This is a genomic window from Streptomyces sp. MspMP-M5 (assembly GCF_000373585.1).
Classification (GTDB): Bacteria; Actinomycetota; Actinomycetes; order Streptomycetales; family Streptomycetaceae; genus Streptomyces.
On sequence record NZ_KB891892.1, the window covers coordinates 1 to 14,943 of the forward strand.

Annotated in this window: 15 protein-coding genes and 1 pseudogene; 11 read left to right on the forward strand and 5 right to left on the reverse strand. The window is 71.6% G+C overall.

The window, feature by feature from the left end; genetic code table 11:
- From B073_RS40280 to B073_RS0117890, 3 genes are all read left to right on the forward strand, one after another.
- Positions 1–2,063: condensation domain-containing protein (locus B073_RS40280; protein WP_037812010.1), on the forward strand; the 2,063-nt coding region annotated here is incomplete at its 5' end.
- Between the two features lie 119 nt (positions 2,064–2,182).
- Positions 2,183–2,386, forward strand: coding sequence for an MbtH family protein (locus B073_RS0117885; RefSeq protein ID WP_018539451.1), 204 nt, complete (start codon positions 2,183–2,185; stop codon positions 2,384–2,386).
- 271 nt (positions 2,387–2,657) lie between these two features.
- Positions 2,658–3,161 carry a GNAT family N-acetyltransferase gene (locus B073_RS0117890; RefSeq protein WP_018539452.1) on the forward strand — a complete coding sequence of 168 codons (504 nt, stop codon included), beginning with the start codon at positions 2,658–2,660 and terminating at the stop codon, positions 3,159–3,161.
- An 86-nt stretch (positions 3,162–3,247) separates the two neighbouring features.
- On the opposite strand, the pseudogene B073_RS0117895 reads toward B073_RS0117890, so the two are convergent.
- The 3 genes and pseudogenes from B073_RS0117895 to B073_RS0117905 all read right to left on the reverse strand — a co-directional run.
- Positions 3,248–3,808: pseudogene (locus tag B073_RS0117895) on the reverse strand (ribosome-inactivating family protein); the annotation flags it as partial.
- A 15-nt stretch (positions 3,809–3,823) separates the two neighbouring features.
- Positions 3,824–4,147 (reverse strand): hypothetical protein, encoded by a 324-nt coding sequence (locus tag B073_RS0117900; protein WP_158690150.1) that lies wholly within the window; start codon positions 4,145–4,147, stop codon positions 3,824–3,826.
- 91 nt (positions 4,148–4,238) lie between these two features.
- Complete coding sequence (locus B073_RS0117905) at positions 4,239–4,838, reverse strand: hypothetical protein (protein ID WP_106731888.1); 600 nt, start codon at positions 4,836–4,838, stop codon at positions 4,239–4,241.
- Between the two features lie 226 nt (positions 4,839–5,064).
- Here B073_RS0117905 and B073_RS0117910 point away from each other — a divergent pair, with 226 nt between their 5' ends.
- From B073_RS0117910 to B073_RS0117930, 5 genes are all read left to right on the forward strand, one after another.
- The gene (locus B073_RS0117910; RefSeq protein ID WP_026247497.1) at positions 5,065–5,496 is read left to right on the forward strand and encodes a helix-turn-helix domain-containing protein; all 432 of its coding nucleotides are present in this window, start codon (positions 5,065–5,067) and stop codon (positions 5,494–5,496) included.
- Positions 5,493–6,395, forward strand: coding sequence for an alpha/beta fold hydrolase (locus B073_RS0117915; RefSeq protein WP_018539457.1), 903 nt, complete (start codon positions 5,493–5,495; stop codon positions 6,393–6,395). Before B073_RS0117910 ends, B073_RS0117915 begins: the two co-directional genes overlap by 4 nt.
- A 98-nt stretch (positions 6,396–6,493) precedes the next feature.
- Entirely contained in the window at positions 6,494–7,687 is a 1,194-nt protein-coding gene (locus B073_RS0117920; RefSeq protein ID WP_018539458.1) for a M20 metallopeptidase family protein, read from the forward strand.
- 92 nt (positions 7,688–7,779) lie between these two features.
- A complete protein-coding gene (locus tag B073_RS0117925) occupies positions 7,780–8,664 on the forward strand; it encodes an SAM-dependent methyltransferase (protein ID WP_018539459.1) in 885 nt (294 codons plus the stop codon).
- A 219-nt stretch (positions 8,665–8,883) separates the two neighbouring features.
- The gene (locus tag B073_RS0117930) at positions 8,884–9,726 is read left to right on the forward strand and encodes an SAM-dependent methyltransferase (RefSeq protein WP_018539460.1); all 843 of its coding nucleotides are present in this window, start codon (positions 8,884–8,886) and stop codon (positions 9,724–9,726) included.
- A 40-nt stretch (positions 9,727–9,766) separates the two neighbouring features.
- Here B073_RS0117930 and B073_RS40285 read toward each other — a convergent pair whose 3' ends face one another.
- Positions 9,767–10,291, reverse strand: a complete 525-nt coding sequence (locus B073_RS40285; protein WP_018539461.1) for an ATP-binding protein — start codon at positions 10,289–10,291, stop codon at positions 9,767–9,769.
- A gap of 196 nt (positions 10,292–10,487) precedes the next feature.
- Between B073_RS40285 and B073_RS0117940 the strand changes: the two genes are divergently transcribed.
- Both B073_RS0117940 and B073_RS0117945 read left to right on the forward strand, forming a co-directional pair.
- Positions 10,488–10,724 carry a DUF397 domain-containing protein gene (locus tag B073_RS0117940; protein ID WP_018539462.1) on the forward strand — a complete coding sequence of 79 codons (237 nt, stop codon included), beginning with the start codon at positions 10,488–10,490 and terminating at the stop codon, positions 10,722–10,724.
- A 128-nt stretch (positions 10,725–10,852) separates the two neighbouring features.
- Positions 10,853–11,764 carry a helix-turn-helix domain-containing protein gene (locus tag B073_RS0117945; protein ID WP_018539463.1) on the forward strand — a complete coding sequence of 304 codons (912 nt, stop codon included), beginning with the start codon at positions 10,853–10,855 and terminating at the stop codon, positions 11,762–11,764.
- A gap of 75 nt (positions 11,765–11,839) precedes the next feature.
- Here B073_RS0117945 and B073_RS0117950 read toward each other — a convergent pair whose 3' ends face one another.
- Complete coding sequence (locus B073_RS0117950) at positions 11,840–12,844, reverse strand: YdcF family protein (protein ID WP_018539464.1); 1,005 nt, start codon at positions 12,842–12,844, stop codon at positions 11,840–11,842.
- Positions 12,845–12,978: 134 nt separating this feature from the next.
- Here B073_RS0117950 and htpG point away from each other — a divergent pair, with 134 nt between their 5' ends.
- Positions 12,979–14,880: a molecular chaperone HtpG gene (htpG, locus tag B073_RS0117955; protein WP_018539465.1), complete on the forward strand. Its 1,902-nt coding sequence runs from the start codon at positions 12,979–12,981 to the stop codon at positions 14,878–14,880.
- Positions 14,881–14,943: the final 63 nt, after the last annotated feature.

The following is a 14,943-nucleotide window of genomic DNA, read 5'->3' on the forward strand; positions in this document are numbered from 1 at the left end:
CCGCGAGCCGCTTCCCGGCCGATCCGTACGGCCCGCCGGGCTCCCGTATGTACCGCACCGGGGACCTGGCGCGGTGGGACACCGACGGCCAACTCCGGTTCGTCGGCCGGGCCGACGACCAGGTCAAGGTGCGCGGCTTCCGCCTCGAGCCCGGCGAGATCGAGAGCGCGCTACGCCGCAGCCCGCTGGTGCGCGACGCGGTGGTCGCGGTCCGCACCGCCGGCCGCGACGGACAGCACCCGGCCGGCCCCGGGCGGCTGGTCGCCTACGTCGTCCCGGCCTCCGGCACCCCCGAGCCGCTGCCCGTCCCCGAACTCCGCGACCACCTGGCCCGGTTGCTGCCGCCGCACATGGTGCCCGCGCTGTTCGTCCCGCTGGCCGCGCTGCCGCTCACCCCGAACGGCAAGACCGACCGGCGCGCCCTGCCGGACCCCGGCCCGGCAGCCGCCCCCGCCGCCCCGCACGTCGCCCCGCGCACCGCGACCGAACGCCGGATCGCGCAGATCTGGGCCGACGTCCTCGGGCTCGACACCGTCGGGGCCGACGACAACTTCTTCGACCTCGGCGGCGATTCCATCCTGACCATGCAGGTCGTCTCGCGGCTGCGCCGGGACGGGCTCCACCTGGCCACCAAGGACCTGTTCACCCATCAGACGGTCGCCGCGCTGGCCACCGTGGTGACCACCGGTCCCACCCGCCCCGACAGCGGCCCGGTGACCGGGGAACTGCCGCTCACCCCCATTCAGGAGTGGTTCTTCGCCACCCCCCGCGCGGCCCGCCACCACTTCAACCAGTCGGCGCTGCTCGAACTGACCGGCACCCCCGACCCGTCGGCCCTGCGCACGGCGCTGGCCGCGCTGCTGGAGCACCACGACGCGCTGCGGATGCGGTTCACCGAGGAGGACGGCCGCTGGCACCAGCACAACCCGCCGCCGTCCGTGCCGGACGACCTCCTCGTCCGGCACGATCTGAGCGGCCTGTCGGCCGAGGAGGCCGACGCCGCCATGGACCGGGCGGCCGACGCGCTGCACACCGGCTTCGACCTCGGCCGCGGGCCGCTGTTCCGGGCGGCGCTGTTCACCGGCGGCCCGACCCGGCCCGCCTTCCTGCTGCTGGTGGCCCACCACCTCGTCGTCGACGCGGTGTCCTGGCGCATCCTCCAGGACGACCTGGAGACCGCCTACCAGCAGGCCGTCGCGGGAACCCCGGTCGACCTCGGCGACCGCACCACCGCCTTCCGGGACTGGGCCCGCGGCCTGGCCGCGCACGTCGCCGACGGCGGCCTGGACCACGAACTGCCGTACTGGGAGGAGGCGGTGTCCGCCGCCCCGCTGCCCGTCGACCACGACCCGGGCACCCCCGGCGCCGCGTCCCGCACGGTCACCGTGACGCTGGACGAGCGGGACACCACGGCGCTGCTCCGCTCCGCCCCGCTCGCGTACCGCACCCGCATCAACGACGTCCTGCTGGCAGCCCTGGCGCTCGCCCTGGCCCGCTGGACCGGGAACGAACGGGTCTGCGTGGACCTCGAAGGCCACGGCCGCGAGGACCTGTTGGAGGGGGTGGACCTCTCCCGTACGGTCGGGTGGTTCACCACCGTCCACCCGGTGGGCCTGCGGGTCTTCGACCCGGAGGACCTCGGGCCCGACCGGGACTGGCGGGCGCTGGTCAAGGCCGTCCGGCGGCAGCTGCGCGCCGTGCCCGGCAACGGCCTGGGCTTCGGCGCCCTGCGCACCCACGGCTCCCCGGAGATCCGCGAGCGCCTGGCGCACACCGGCCACGGCCGGCTGGTCTTCAACTACCTGGGCCAGTGGGACGCCCGGCCCGACGGCACCGGCGGCGCGCTGGTCCGCGCCGAGCGCGGCTCCTTCGGCCGGGACCACGACCCCCGGGACGGCGGCTCCCACCTGCTGGAGGCGGTCGGCGCCGTGCAGGACGGCCGGCTCGCCTTCACCTGGCACTACCGTCCCGATGTCCACGAGGAGGCCACCGTACGGGCGGTCGCCGAGGACTTCGCGCTGGCCCTCGGACGGATCGCCCGCCACGCCCGGGACAGCCTGTGAGAGGCGCGACCGGCGTGGGCACGGTGTACGGGAAAGGCCCCCGCGCCCCGACCCGCGGCGGCACCCTGGAACCGACCGATCACCGCACCGCAGACCACCGCACGACAGGAGAACCGGACATGGACGAGAACGCCCGCTACCAGGTGCTGCGCAACGACGAGGACCAGTACTCGCTGTGGCTCGCCGACCTGGAAATACCCGCCGGCTGGCACGCGGTGGGCAAGGAGGGCACCCAGGACGAGTGCGCCGCCTACGTCGACGAGGTCTGGACCGACATGCGCCCCCGCAGCCTGCGCGAGCGGATGGACCAGGTCGGCTCCTGACCCGGCGCTCCGTGCGGGCCGCGCCCGGCCGGCGCCGGGCCGGCCCGCACGGCCCGCCTCCGCCGCACGGCGGTACACACCAGCACCACCGCACGCAGCACACCGCGCACGGGCCGGGCGCCCGGCCGCGGAACCGACACGTTCACCGAGGCGGGGGAAGCGCGGATCACGGGGGATCCGCCAGGCACGCCGGTCCGCACCCCGCCACGGTGCCCGGACGGCAAGGCACCCCCCGGACGTTCTCCCGCTCACCATGAGAGGGGACTCCGGAATGACTCCGACCGTGCACACCCGACGCCTGCTGCTCTCGCCCTACCGCCCCGAGGACGAGGACGCCTTCGTGGCCCTCCTGCGGGACGAGACGGTCTGCCGCTGGATGGGCCAGGAACGCGCGCCCGAGGACGAGATCCGGGCCGTGTTCCGGGCGATCCTCGACGAGATCTACCCCAAGGCCCTGTTCGACGTCTGGGGCGTCCGGGCCGAGGGCCGCTACGTCGGCCACGCGGAGATCAAGAAGACCGGCAACGTCGACGGGCACGAACTGGTCGCCGCCCTGGTCAGACCGAGCTGGGGCAGAGGTTTCGGCACCGAGCTGGTACGCGGCCTGATCGACTACGCCGCCCGCACCCTTCAACTCCCCGAGGTCTACGGCATGGTGGGCGCGGAGAACACCGCCAGCCTCGCGCTCTGCGCCCGCCTGGGCTTCCGGCACGTCCGCGATGTGGTCGGCGACGACGGCACGGTGACGCGGATGCTGGTCGTGTCGACCCGCTGACCGCGTCGGAGGAGGCCGGCCGCGGTCGCAGCCGAGGTCACCGGGTGCGACCGCGGCCGCTCTCGGTGACCGGATGTTTCGGTACGTCAGCGCTTCGGCGGCGGCTTGATCAGGTAGAGCCGGCGGGCCAGATCCAGCGCGGTGAACAGCACCTGGTTCCCGTTCCAGCGGTATTCACGGCGCTCTTGCCACACCTGGCCATTACCGGTCGAGTCGCCTTCGCGTGCCCGCAGGACGACCCCGGACCGCTGGTCCCAGGACCTGATCTCGTCCGCGTGGTTGTGCACGGTCCAGGACGTCCGGCCACGGATCGCCTGGGCGATCTGCGCGGGAATCGCCTGGAACCGCGCCCCTTCGGCCAGGGCCACGGCCAGCGTCTGGACACGGTCCTCCATCGTGTGGGTGCTTCTGTTCGGGTCGTGAAGGTAGATCTCGGACACCGCGTCCCGCAGGCGGCTCCGGCTGACGGTGACGTTCTCAAGGCCCCGGTACTGGATGCCCCAGCCGAAGCGCGCCCTGGGGATGCCCCGGTACTGGTCGCCCGGGACCATGTCCACCGTGCGGCCGTCTCTCTGCTCGGTGAACGTGTAGAGGACACGGCTGGTCCCGGCCTCGTTCTGCACCAAGAACCCGAGCAGATAGGTGTCGGCCCGGCGGAAGAGTCATCGGACCATGTGGCCCCCGATGAACTCGTTCTCGACGAACCGTCCGAGGTTGATCTCCTGCATGGCCGCGGGATCGGGGTTCCGGATCAGGTGGCCGGCACCGGGACGTCGGACGCTCTCCTCGCCCAGCATTGCGTTGCGGATGTTCGCGACCGTGCGGGTGTAGAGGGTGGCGAAATCCTCGTCCTCCGTCTGCTCCCTCGGCTGCGCCTGCTCCTGCGGCTTGGCCTGGACGCTCTGCTCCTGCCGGTGCCGGGTCGGTGCACCGTAGGTGACCGCCGCACCCGCGCCCAGCGTGCCCGCGAGGACCGAAACCACCACGGCCGCGCTGACCAATCGCCGCCGAACCGGCCCGCGTGCGAACCGTTCGGCCGGATCAACTCTCCGCGTCATCCCTTCCGTGTCTCCCATGTCAGGCCCAGAACTCGAACTCGGCCTGGAGCTTGCCCTTGGTGACCCGGCCTCCGTCGCTGTAGTAGAGGGCCCTGTACTCCGCGCCCTTCGTCAGGTTCGCGTCGATCAGGGTCGAGCCGTACGCGGCGCAGTTGGCGTTGCCGCAAGCCCAGTCCCACGTGACGCGTTTGCCTTTGCTGTCCAGGATCTCGATCCAGTCCCAGCCGTTGTACGGATCCCGCCCTGAGGGCACCACCCAGGTGACACTGACCCCTTTGACGTGGGACTGGTACCAATAGCCCCTGAACTGTGCCGGCGAAACCTCGCTGATCAGGTAGTCGGTGTTGAGCTTGCCGGGCTCTGTCCCGGGATCCCCGGGGCCCCCGTTCCGGTGCGTCGGCGGCTGCCAGTGCGCACGCGCCGAGTCGGTCGCCGGAGCCGCCTGCACGGCGGCCTTCGTCGACTCCGCCGAACCCTGCGGCTCCGCGGACGCCGTGCCCAGCGCCACCACGGACACACTCGCGAACACCCCGGCCATGACCGCGGCCCGCCGCCGGGGCGTGTTCGCCCGGGCGCATAAGGAAGAGATCCTGCCCTTGCCTGGCGTGCGGAACAACATGCCTACTTCACCCAACCGTTGATCGGTGATCGATGCACCGGAAACGCTAGGAAGCCGCGATCAACGTTCTGTTGACGACCACTCAACGCGAACATTGACCCATGCGACGCATGAGGGGAGCGCGGCGCCCGCCTCCGCCTCCTACCCCGTCCCCGCTGTACGGGTACCTGAAGACTCCTCAAACTTCCCTATTGGGTATGCAGATAGGGAAGGTTAAGGTAGTTTCATGAGTGACCGTTTGTACTCCGTGGAGCAGGTGGCCGAGCGACTCGGGCTGCATGTGCGCACCGTCCGCAACTACGTGCGCGACGGGCGGCTGCCCGCGGTCCGGATCGGCAAGCAGTACCGCATCGCGCACGAGGACCTGGAGGTCTTCACCGGCCGGCCGGTGCCCGCGCCCGACACCGGACCGGCCGGGCGGCAGCGGCACACCGAGGTGTCGAGCATCGTCGAGGTCGAGGGCATCGACCGGGCGACGGCCGACCGCCTGAGCACGCTCATGATGACCGCGGCCGCCGGCCGTGGCCCGGGGGAGCGTCCGCTGCGGATCGAGACGGTTCACGACAAGGACCGGGCCCGGATGAAGGTCATCGTCCTGGGCGGACTGGCCGACACGGCCCGACTGTTGGACTACATGGAGGGGGTGCTCGCATCATGAGCACAGGACAGGGCGGGGGAGCCGCGCAGGCGCTCTACAAGTCGCAGGCCGGCGCGGAGGAGATCCTGCGGCGCTACCAGGCGGCGCTGGAGACCTGGCCGGTGCCGGCCGAGCACGTAAGGGTGCCGACCGGGCAGGGAGAGACGTTCGTCGTCGTGTCCGGGCCCGCGGACGCACCGCCCCTGGTGCTGCTGCACGGTTCCGGCGCGAACGCGACGATGTGGCTGGGCGACATCGCCGGCTGGTCCCGGCACTTCCGCACCTACGCCGTGGACGTCATCGGCGAGCCCGGTCTCAGTGCGCCCGCCCGGCCGTCGTTGGCTTCGGAGGACCCCGCGCGGTGGCTGGACGAGGTGCTGGACGGGCTGGGGATCTCCACCACGGCCGTGGTGGGGACCTCGCTCGGCGGTTGGCTGGCGCTGGACTACGCCCGGCGGCGGCCGGAGCGGGTGACACGGCTGGCGCTGCTGTGCCCGGGCGGGATCGGACGCCAGAAGGTGGGCTGGCTGTTCAGGGCACTGCTGTTGCGCGTCCTGGGGCGCAAGGGAGTCGAACGGTCGGTGCGCAAGGGGGCCGGTCTGGAGGACCCGGGGCTCCAGCCCGTCCTCGACACGGTGGTCCTCGTCTTCACGCACTTCCGACCGCGTACCGAGCGGCTGCCGATCGTCCCGGACGAGGCGCTGCGCCGACTCGCCATGCCGGTACTGGTGATCGCCGGCGCGCGGGATGCGCTGTTCGACTCGGCCGGCACCGCGCGGCGGGTACGGGCGTGCGTACCGCGGGCGACGGTCCACCTCCTGCCCGAGGCCGGTCACGCCCTCTTCGGACAGACCGACACCGTCCTCGACTTCCTGCGCGAGCCGGAGCCTGCGGACCAGCCAAAGCCACCGGCGGGCTGACGGGTCCGCCGCGGCGGGTGAGGTGCCCGCGCGGTGGCCGGCCGCCCACGGAACCATCGGGATCACCCCTGCTACCCCCCGACCTCTGAGGAGCACGCATGAACCTCCGTGACGACGCCCGCGCCCTCGCCGACGACCTCGTACGGCTGCGCCGCACCCTGCACCGCACCCCCGAGACCGGCCTGGACCTCCCGCGCACCCAGGAGACGGTGCTGTCCCGACTGGACGGGCTGCCGCTGGAGATCACCACCGGCACGGGACTCAGCTCGGTGACCGCCGTGCTGCGTGGTGCGGCCCCCGGTCCCGTCGTCCTGCTCCGCGGCGACATGGACGCCCTCCCGGTCGCCGAGCGCACCGGCCTGGACTTCGCCGCCGACAACGGGCGGATGCACGCCTGCGGCCACGACCTGCACACCGCCATGCTCACCGGCGCCGCGACCCTGCTCTGCGCCCACCGCGACCGGCTCGCCGGCGATGTGGTGTTCATGTTCCAGCCCGGCGAGGAGGGCTTCGACGGCGCCCGGCACATGCTGGCCGAAGGACTGCTGGACGCCGCCGGCCGGCGCCCGGACGCGGCCTACGCCGTCCACGTGATGTCCGCGGGTCTGCCCGGCGGCGTCTTCGGCACCCGCGGCGGCCCGGCCCTGGCCGCGTCCGACGTACTGCGGGTGACCGTCCGGGGCGCCGGCGGGCACGGCTCGATGCCGCACCGGGCCAAGGACCCGGTGCAGGCGGGCTGTGCGATGGTCACCGCGCTCCAGGCATGGATCACCCGCACCTTCGACGTCTTCGACCCGGTGATCCTGACGGTCGGGACGTTCCACGCCGGCACCCAGGAGAACGTCATCCCGGACACCGCGGTCTTCAAGGCGACGGTCCGCAGCTTCTCGGCCGCGGCCCAGGCCCGCGTCAAGGACGGCACGGTGGAGGTGTGCCGGGGGATCGCCGCGGCCTACGGGGTCGCGGTGGACGCGGAGTTCGCCGAACTGTACCCGGTGACCGTCAACGACCACGCCGAGGCGGACTTCGCGGCTCACGTGGTGCGCGAGGCCCTCGGTGAGGAGCGCTTCGCCCCGCAGCCCCGGCCGCTGCACGGCTCCGAGGACTTCTCCCGGGTGCTGGCCGAGGTGCCCGGCGCGATGCTCACCCTCGGCGCGCCGCCGGCCGGCGCCGACCCCGAGCACAGCCCCAACAACCACTCCCCGCTGGCCGAGTTCGACGACGCGGTGCTGGCGGACGGCGCGACGGTGTACGCGGAGCTGGCGGCCCGGCGACTGGCGCCCACGGCGTAGCTGCTTGCGCGGCCCGGCCGTGCCGACCAGAGTGACGGGATGGCATCCGTGTCCGATTTTCCCGTTCCGTCCGTACCGGTGGAGGAGTCCGTATGACGGAGTTCGAGCAGTGGGACATCGTCACCGGGATCGGGCTGACCGCACTCGGCGTCGCGGCCGGGCGGGCGCTGGAGACCGAACGCCCCGACCACCTGGTCAGCGACCCCTACGCCGACGCCTTCCTGGCGGCGGCGGACGCACCGGTACCCGTGCCGCGACGGCTCGCGGACACGGAGCCGCTGTCCACCGCCGCCCGCGCCATGTGGACCTCGATGGCGGCCTACCTCGGCGTCCGCTCGCTGTTCTTCGACCGCTTCCTGATGACCGCGACGGCCGGCGGCATCACCCAGGTCGTGGTGGCCGCCGCCGGCCTGGACGCCCGGGCGTTCCGGCTGGAGTGGCCGCCGGGCGTCGAGCTGTTCGAGATCGACCAGCCAAGGGTGCTGGAGTTCAAGGACGGCGTGCTGGACCGCCTCGGCGCCCGGCCCCGGTGCGCCCGGCACGTGGTCCCGATCGACCTGCGGGACGACTGGCCCGCCGCCCTGGAGGACGCCGGGTTCGACCGCGGCCGCGCGACCGTATGGCTGGCCGAGGGGCTGCTGCCCTTCCTGACCGCCGCCGCCGAGCGGCTGCTCTTCGACCGCGTCAGCCGGCTCTCCGCGCCCGGCAGCCGGCTGGCCGCCGAACACCTGGCGCCCGGCGTCCGGGTAGTCGTCGAGGAGCCGGAGTACCGCGCGGCCACCCGGCAACTCGGCGTCGACCTCGTCGACCTGTGGCACTTCGACGACAAGGAGGACCCCTGCCGCCCACTCACCTCCGCCGGCTGGGACGTACGCACCGTCCCGGCCTACGACGTCGCCGCGGCCTACCGGCGGGAACTCCACGGCCCGATGGGGCGCACCGTGGCCCACAGCCGCTTCCTCACCGCCGAGCGCTAGCACCCGCCGGTGAGGAAGCGACCTTACTGACGCCCTGTCAGCCGTGCGTCGTCAGACCCGGGCGCCGCTGTCCCACCGGTCCCGCCGCGCCCCGCCCCGCGCGGTGCCACCGCCCGTCCGCCGGGGCGCCACCCCGCCGCGCTCCGCTTCGCCAACGCACTAAAGTGGCCGGGAAGTTGCGGGGGCTGCGCGTCAGCACGACGGAGGGATGACCAGGACATGGCGGTGCCGGAGGACTGGATGGGGGCGCGGCCCCAGGAGCCGATCGATCTGCACACCGATCGGCCGCACGCCGCCCGTGTCTACGACGTACTGCTCGGCGGCAAGACCAACTACCCGGCGGACCGGGAGGCGGCCGAGCAGACCCTCGTGTCGCTGCCCAACGCTGCCACGATCGCCCGGCAGAACCGCGGCTTCATGCACCGCGCGGCCCGCTATCTCGCGGGCGAGGCCGGCATCCGGCAGTTCCTGGACATCGGCACCGGCATCCCGACCTCGCCCAACCTCCACGAGGTCGTCCAGGCGGCCACGCCGGAGGCCCGGATCGTCTACGCCGACAACGACCCGATCGTGCTGGCGCATTCGCGGGCGCTGCACACCAGCCACCCCGACGGCCGGACCGCCTACATCCAGGCCGACCTCGGCCGTCCCCAGGACATCCTGCGGGACGCGACCCTGCGGGACACCCTCGACCTCGGTCAGCCGGTGGCGCTGACCCTGATCGCCGTTCTGCACTGGCTCCCGGCGGAGCGCGACGCCTACGCCGTCGTCCGCGAGCTGATGGACGCGTTCGCCCCGGGCAGCTACGTGGCCATGACGTACGCCACCGCCGACTTCGAGCCGCAGGCCCTGCGGGAGATCACGGACAACTTCGAGTCCAAGGGCTCCCATGTGCGCACCCGCACCCGGGCCGAGGTGCTGCGCTTCTTCGACGGCCTGGAGCTGGTCGACCCCGGCCTGACCGTGGTCCACCGCTGGCGCCCCGACCCCGTCGAGGTCGGCGCCGGCTCCCTCTCCGACGCGGAGCTGCCGCTCTACGCCGGGCTCGGCCGCAAGAGCTGACCGGCGGCCCCGCGGCACCGGCACGACGATGCCGCGGGCCTCACTCCGCGGTCGGCAGCGCGGCCCATACCGCCTTGCCGGCCGCCGTCGGGGTGGTCCAACCCCACGACTGGCTGAGGCAGTCGATGATGTGCAGCCCGCGTCCGCTCTGGGCGAGATGGTCGGGCTCCCGTACCACCGGAACGTCCGTGCTGTGGTCGCAGACCGTGCACAGGACGAGGTCCCGGCAGCGCAGCAGCCCCAGCCACAGCGGGCGCGGGGCGGCGCCCAGGAGCTGCCCGGCGGGCTTGGCGAGCCCGTAGCGCAGGGCGTTGGAGAGCAACTCCGTGACGACCAGTACGGCGTTGTCGACGAGCGGCCCGAGATTCCATCCGCTGAGCGTGGCCCCGGTGAAGCGGCGGGCCTCCGAGCCGGCCCGGCCGTCCGCCGTCAGGGCGCGGGTGGCCAGATCGGCGGGGCGGACGGCACGGTCGCCGAGTGGATCGTCGTGCGGCGCCTGCGTGAGCCAGTGGCCGAGGGGCTCGACGGGGAACTCGGCAGCCGGTGCTGCCGGGTGGGTGGTCATCACGAACTCCGGGCTGCCTTGCGGACCTTCGTCACGATCGAGTGAGGGGGTTCCACTATTCCTTGGCGGCGGCTGGCGCTGCAAGTGCATCTGCAATTACATTCGAGGCGGACGTAATTGCATCGGTAAGTGCAGCCGTAAGTGCGGTGGCACGTGATGCTGGTCAGACACCTGCGCATAACAAGGGAGTGGCGGGATGCAGCAGTTCGACAACGGCGTGGCCGCGGACCTGATCGAGGGCGCGGTCTGGAGGAAGAGCCGGCGCAGCGCGCCCGGTGGCGACTGCGTCGAGGTCGCCCGGCTGACCGACGGCGGCTTCGCCGTCCGCAACTCCCGTGACCCGCACGGGCCGGCGCTGATCTACACCCACGCGGAGATGGCCGCGTTCGTCGGCGGCGCCAAGGACGGCGACTTCGACGCGCTGCTGAGCTGAGCGGCGGATGCGCGGCGGACCCACCGCCGACGGGTCCGCCGCACACCGCGACGATGGCGCATTTCTGTACCTGGTGACCCGCAGATGCGACACTGGTGGTATCAACACTGTCGCTCACGGGAGTTGGGATGACCGCGATGATGCGGCCGGAAGCCGAGCTGTCGATAACGCGCTACCTGAAGGAGACGCAGGTAGGGCCCACCGCCGCGCGCATCGTGCTGGGCGCCCAGCTCCGGAGGCTGCGCACCGGCGCGGGCATCACGCGGGAGGACGCGGGCAAGTCGATCCGTGGCTCTCACGCCAAGATCACCCGCCTCGAAAGAGGCCAAGTCGGCTTCAAGAGACAGGACCTGGCCGATCTGCTGACGCTCTATCGCGTACTCGACCCGGAGCGCCGGGCCGACTACTTCGAGCTGGCGGACCAGGCCAACTCCAACGGCTGGTGGCACGAGTACAGCGACGTCCTGGAGGACTGGTTCGAGCTCCACCTCGGCCTGGAGGAAGCCGCCGCGCTGATCCGCACCTACCAGGTGCAGTTCCTGCCCGGCCTGCTCCAGACGGAGGAGTACGCCCAGGCGGTCACCCGCATCGGCTACCCCAACGCACCGCAGGAGAAGGTGGACCGCCTGGTCGCGCTGCGGATGGAGCGCCAGCGGCTGCTCACCCGGCCGGAGGCCCCGCGGCTGTGGGCGGTGGTGGACGAGGCGGTGCTGCGCCGGCCGTTCGGCGGCACCGAGGTGATGGCCGCCCAACTGCGCCACCTCCTCAAGGCGGTGCAGATGCCGAACGTGACGCTGCAGATCGCTCCCTTCAGCGTGGGGGCGAACGCGGCGGCCGGCGCCCCGTTCAGCATTCTCCGATTCGCCGAACCGGAACTGCCCGACAAGGTCTATCTGGAGCAGCTGACCAGCGCCCTGTATCTGGACAAGCAGGAGTCGGTGGACCAGTACACGGCGGTCATGGACCGGCTGTGCACGGAGGCCAACACACCGGCGGAGACCGGTGCCTTCCTGACCGGGCTGATCGACCAGCTCGGCTGATCCCGGACGCCGGTCCCCGGTCCGCGACCCTGCGCAACCACCGCAGGCCCCTCCGTCGACCTTCGCGCACCCCGCTCAGCGGGCCCACCAGATCAGCGCCCCGCCGAGGACGAGCAGCAGACAGACGCCGAGATTGACCACCTTGTGGGCCAGGAACACCGCCGCGAACTCGCGGATGGTCGCGCTCGGCCAGAAGTACGCGGCAGTGGGAGAACCCACGACCTGGCCGTTGAGGCTGGTCTTCCGGGCCATCAACGCGGCCCGGAACACGTGGTAGTTGTTGGTGACGACCACACAGCGGTAGTCCGGCTTCGCCTCCGCCATCAGCGCCCGGCTGAACCGCAGGTTCTCCTCCGTGGTCCGCGAACGGTCCTCGCGCACGATCCGGTCCGCGGGAAACCCGCGCTCGACGAGGTAGTCGGCCATCGCATGGGACTCCGGGAGCCTCTCGTCCGGCCCCTGGCCGCCGGAGGTGATCAGCAGCGGCGTGGAACCCCGCGCCACCAGCCGCTCGTACACCGCGCGCCCCCGCTCCAGCCGACTGGCCAGCAGCGGCGGCACCTTGGACCCGCCGGTCAGCCCGGAACCGAGCACCACCACATAGTCGGCCTGCCGCCGCACCGGCCACCGTCCGTAGAGGAAGGCGTAACCCACGAAGCAGAGGAAGAGGAACGACACATAGCCGACCACTCCGACGGTGACCGCGGCGCTCACCAGCAGGCCGACCGTGTGCAGGACAACCGCCGTGACCAGCAACACGAGCACGCCGACGATGCCGAGTCCGGCGAGCAGCGACAGCAGGTTGGCCGGGCGACGGCCCTCCTTGCGCACCATCGTCACACCATTGGCGATCAGAAAGCCGGCGAGGACCACCGTACCGAGCGCGGGCAGCACCACCAGTGCCAGCCCGGCGACCGCTCCCCACACGGGATGCGACCGCCCCAGGGTGCCGACCGTCGCCAACAGCCCGAAGGCCACGGCCAGTCCGAGATGGACGGCGTTGCCGAAGCGGCGGCGGTCGCGGAGCACACCGAAGCAGAAGAGGAGAAGGAACAACAGCGCGGGGGAGAAGGCCAACATGCCCGCATCGTAGACAGCGATCGCGGATCGGTGATCATTGTTTCGCCGACCAGTGCGGTCCACGAGCGGCCGCGCTGATTAGAGTGACGGCAACAAGTCCGGCGATCCATGATCAAGTGAGGTAATCGCGAACCATGCCGACCGAAACGTTTGAGTTCCAGGTGGAGGCCCGTCAGCTGCTCCAGCTGATGATCCACTCGATCTACTCGAACAAGGACGTCTTCCTCCGGGAGCTAGTCTCCAACGCCTCCGACGCGCTGGACAAGCTGCGTCTGGCCGCGCTGCGCGACGACTCCCTCGACGCCGACGTCTCCGACCTGCACATCGAGCTGGAGATCGACAAGGACGCCCGTACGCTCACGGTGCGGGACAACGGCATCGGGATGTCGTACGACGAGGTCGGTCAGCTCATCGGCACCATCGCCAACTCGGGGACGGCCGCCTTCCTCCAGGAGCTGAAGGAGGCCAAGGACGCGGCCGGTGCGGAGGGGCTGATCGGCCAGTTCGGCGTCGGCTTCTACTCCGGCTTCATGGTGGCCGACGAGGTCACCCTGCTGACGCGGCGCGCGGGCGAGAAGAAGGGCACCCGCTGGGCGTCCCGCGGCGAGGGCACCTACACCCTCCAGGAGGTCGACGACGCACCGCAGGGCACCTCGGTGACGCTGCACCTCAAGCCGGCCGACTCCGACAACCAGCTGCACGACTACACCTCGCCGTGGAAGCTCAAGGAGATCGTCAAGCGCTACTCGGACTTCATCACCTGGCCCGTCAAGCTGGTCGGGGAGACCGCAGCCGACGGCGACGGGCCGGCCGAGCCCGAGACGCTGAACTCGATGAAGGCACTGTGGGCGCGCTCGCGCGACGAGGTGTCCGAGGACGAGTACCACGAGCTGTACAAGCACATCAGCCATGACTGGCGCGACCCGCTGGAGACCGTCCAGCTGCAGGCCGAGGGGACCTTCGAGTACCAGGCACTGCTGTTCGTCCCGTCGCACGCCCCGCACGACCTGTTCACCCAGAACTACCAGCGCGGGCTGCAGCTCTACGTCAAGCGCGTGTTCATCATGGACGACTGCGAGGCGCTGCTCCCGCCGTACCTCCGCTTCGTCAAGGGCGTGGTCGACGCCCAGGACCTCTCGCTCAACGTCTCCCGCGAGATCCTGCAGCAGGACCGGCACATCCTCATGATGCAGCGGCGGCTGACGAAGAAGCTGCTGGCGTCGGTCAAGACCATGAAGGCCGACGACGCCGAGCGCTACGGCACGTTCTGGCGGGAGTTCGGCGCGGTGCTCAAGGAAGGGCTGATCACCGACTCCGACAACCGCGACGCGCTGCTCGCGGTGTCGTCGTTCGCGAGCACGCACGGCGAGGACGAGCCGGTCACGCTGGAGCAGTACGTGGCGCGGATGCGGGACGGCCAGGAGGACATCTACTACATCACCGGCGAGTCCCGGCAGAGCATCGACAACTCCCCGCACGTGGAGGCGTTCCGGGAGCGGGGCATCGAGGTGCTGCTGCTCACCGACCCGGTCGACGAGGTGTGGGTCGACGTGGTCGGCGAGTTCCAGGGCAAGCGGCTGCAGTCGATCACCAAGGGGGAGATCGACCTCGGTGCGCAGGGGGACGAGAAGTCCGAGGACGAGCGGGAACAGCAGGCCGAGGAGTACGCGGACCTGCTCGGCTGGATGACCGAGCAACTGGCCGACGACGTCAAGGAGGTGCGACTGTCGTCCCGCCTGACGGTCTCGCCGGCCTGCATCGTCGCGGGCGCCGACGATATGACCCCGGCGCTGGAGAACATGTACCGGGCCATGGGGCAGGAGGTGCCGCACACCAAGCGCATCCTCGAACTCAACCCCGCCCACCAGCTGGTGAAGGGCCTGAACCAGGCATACGGGGAGCGCGAGGACCGCTCCGGCCTCGCCGAGACCGCCGAACTGCTGCACTCCCTGGCCGTCCTGGCCGAGGGCGGCCGGCCGGCCGACCCCGCACACTTCGTGAAGGTGGTGGCGGACCGCCTGGGCCGCACCCTGTGATCAGTCACCGCCCCGTGCCGCGGACCTGAGCGCGGCGTACGAGCGTCCGCCGGCGGCCGACCC

Excerpts from the sequence above, each read along its gene's own strand:
- B073_RS0117920 (WP_018539458.1), top strand. The coding sequence starts at position 6,494 with ATGAACCTCCGTGACGACGCCCGCGCCCTCGCCGACGACCTCGTACGG.
- B073_RS0117910 (WP_026247497.1), top strand. The coding sequence starts at position 5,065 with ATGAGTGACCGTTTGTACTCCGTGGAGCAGGTGGCCGAGCGACTCGGG.
- htpG (WP_018539465.1), top strand. The coding sequence starts at position 12,979 with ATGCCGACCGAAACGTTTGAGTTCCAGGTGGAGGCCCGTCAGCTGCTC.
- B073_RS0117945 (WP_018539463.1), top strand. The coding sequence starts at position 10,853 with ATGACCGCGATGATGCGGCCGGAAGCCGAGCTGTCGATAACGCGCTAC.
- B073_RS40285 (WP_018539461.1), bottom strand. The coding sequence starts at position 10,291 with ATGACCACCCACCCGGCAGCACCGGCTGCCGAGTTCCCCGTCGAGCCC.
- B073_RS0117905 (WP_106731888.1), bottom strand. The coding sequence starts at position 4,838 with ATGTTGTTCCGCACGCCAGGCAAGGGCAGGATCTCTTCCTTATGCGCC.
- B073_RS0117940 (WP_018539462.1), top strand. The coding sequence starts at position 10,488 with ATGCAGCAGTTCGACAACGGCGTGGCCGCGGACCTGATCGAGGGCGCG.
- B073_RS0117890 (WP_018539452.1), top strand. The coding sequence starts at position 2,658 with ATGACTCCGACCGTGCACACCCGACGCCTGCTGCTCTCGCCCTACCGC.
- B073_RS0117950 (WP_018539464.1), bottom strand. The coding sequence starts at position 12,844 with ATGTTGGCCTTCTCCCCCGCGCTGTTGTTCCTTCTCCTCTTCTGCTTC.
- B073_RS0117930 (WP_018539460.1), top strand. The coding sequence starts at position 8,884 with ATGGCGGTGCCGGAGGACTGGATGGGGGCGCGGCCCCAGGAGCCGATC.
- B073_RS0117885 (WP_018539451.1), top strand. The coding sequence starts at position 2,183 with ATGGACGAGAACGCCCGCTACCAGGTGCTGCGCAACGACGAGGACCAG.
- B073_RS0117915 (WP_018539457.1), top strand. The coding sequence starts at position 5,493 with ATGAGCACAGGACAGGGCGGGGGAGCCGCGCAGGCGCTCTACAAGTCG.
- B073_RS0117925 (WP_018539459.1), top strand. The coding sequence starts at position 7,780 with ATGACGGAGTTCGAGCAGTGGGACATCGTCACCGGGATCGGGCTGACC.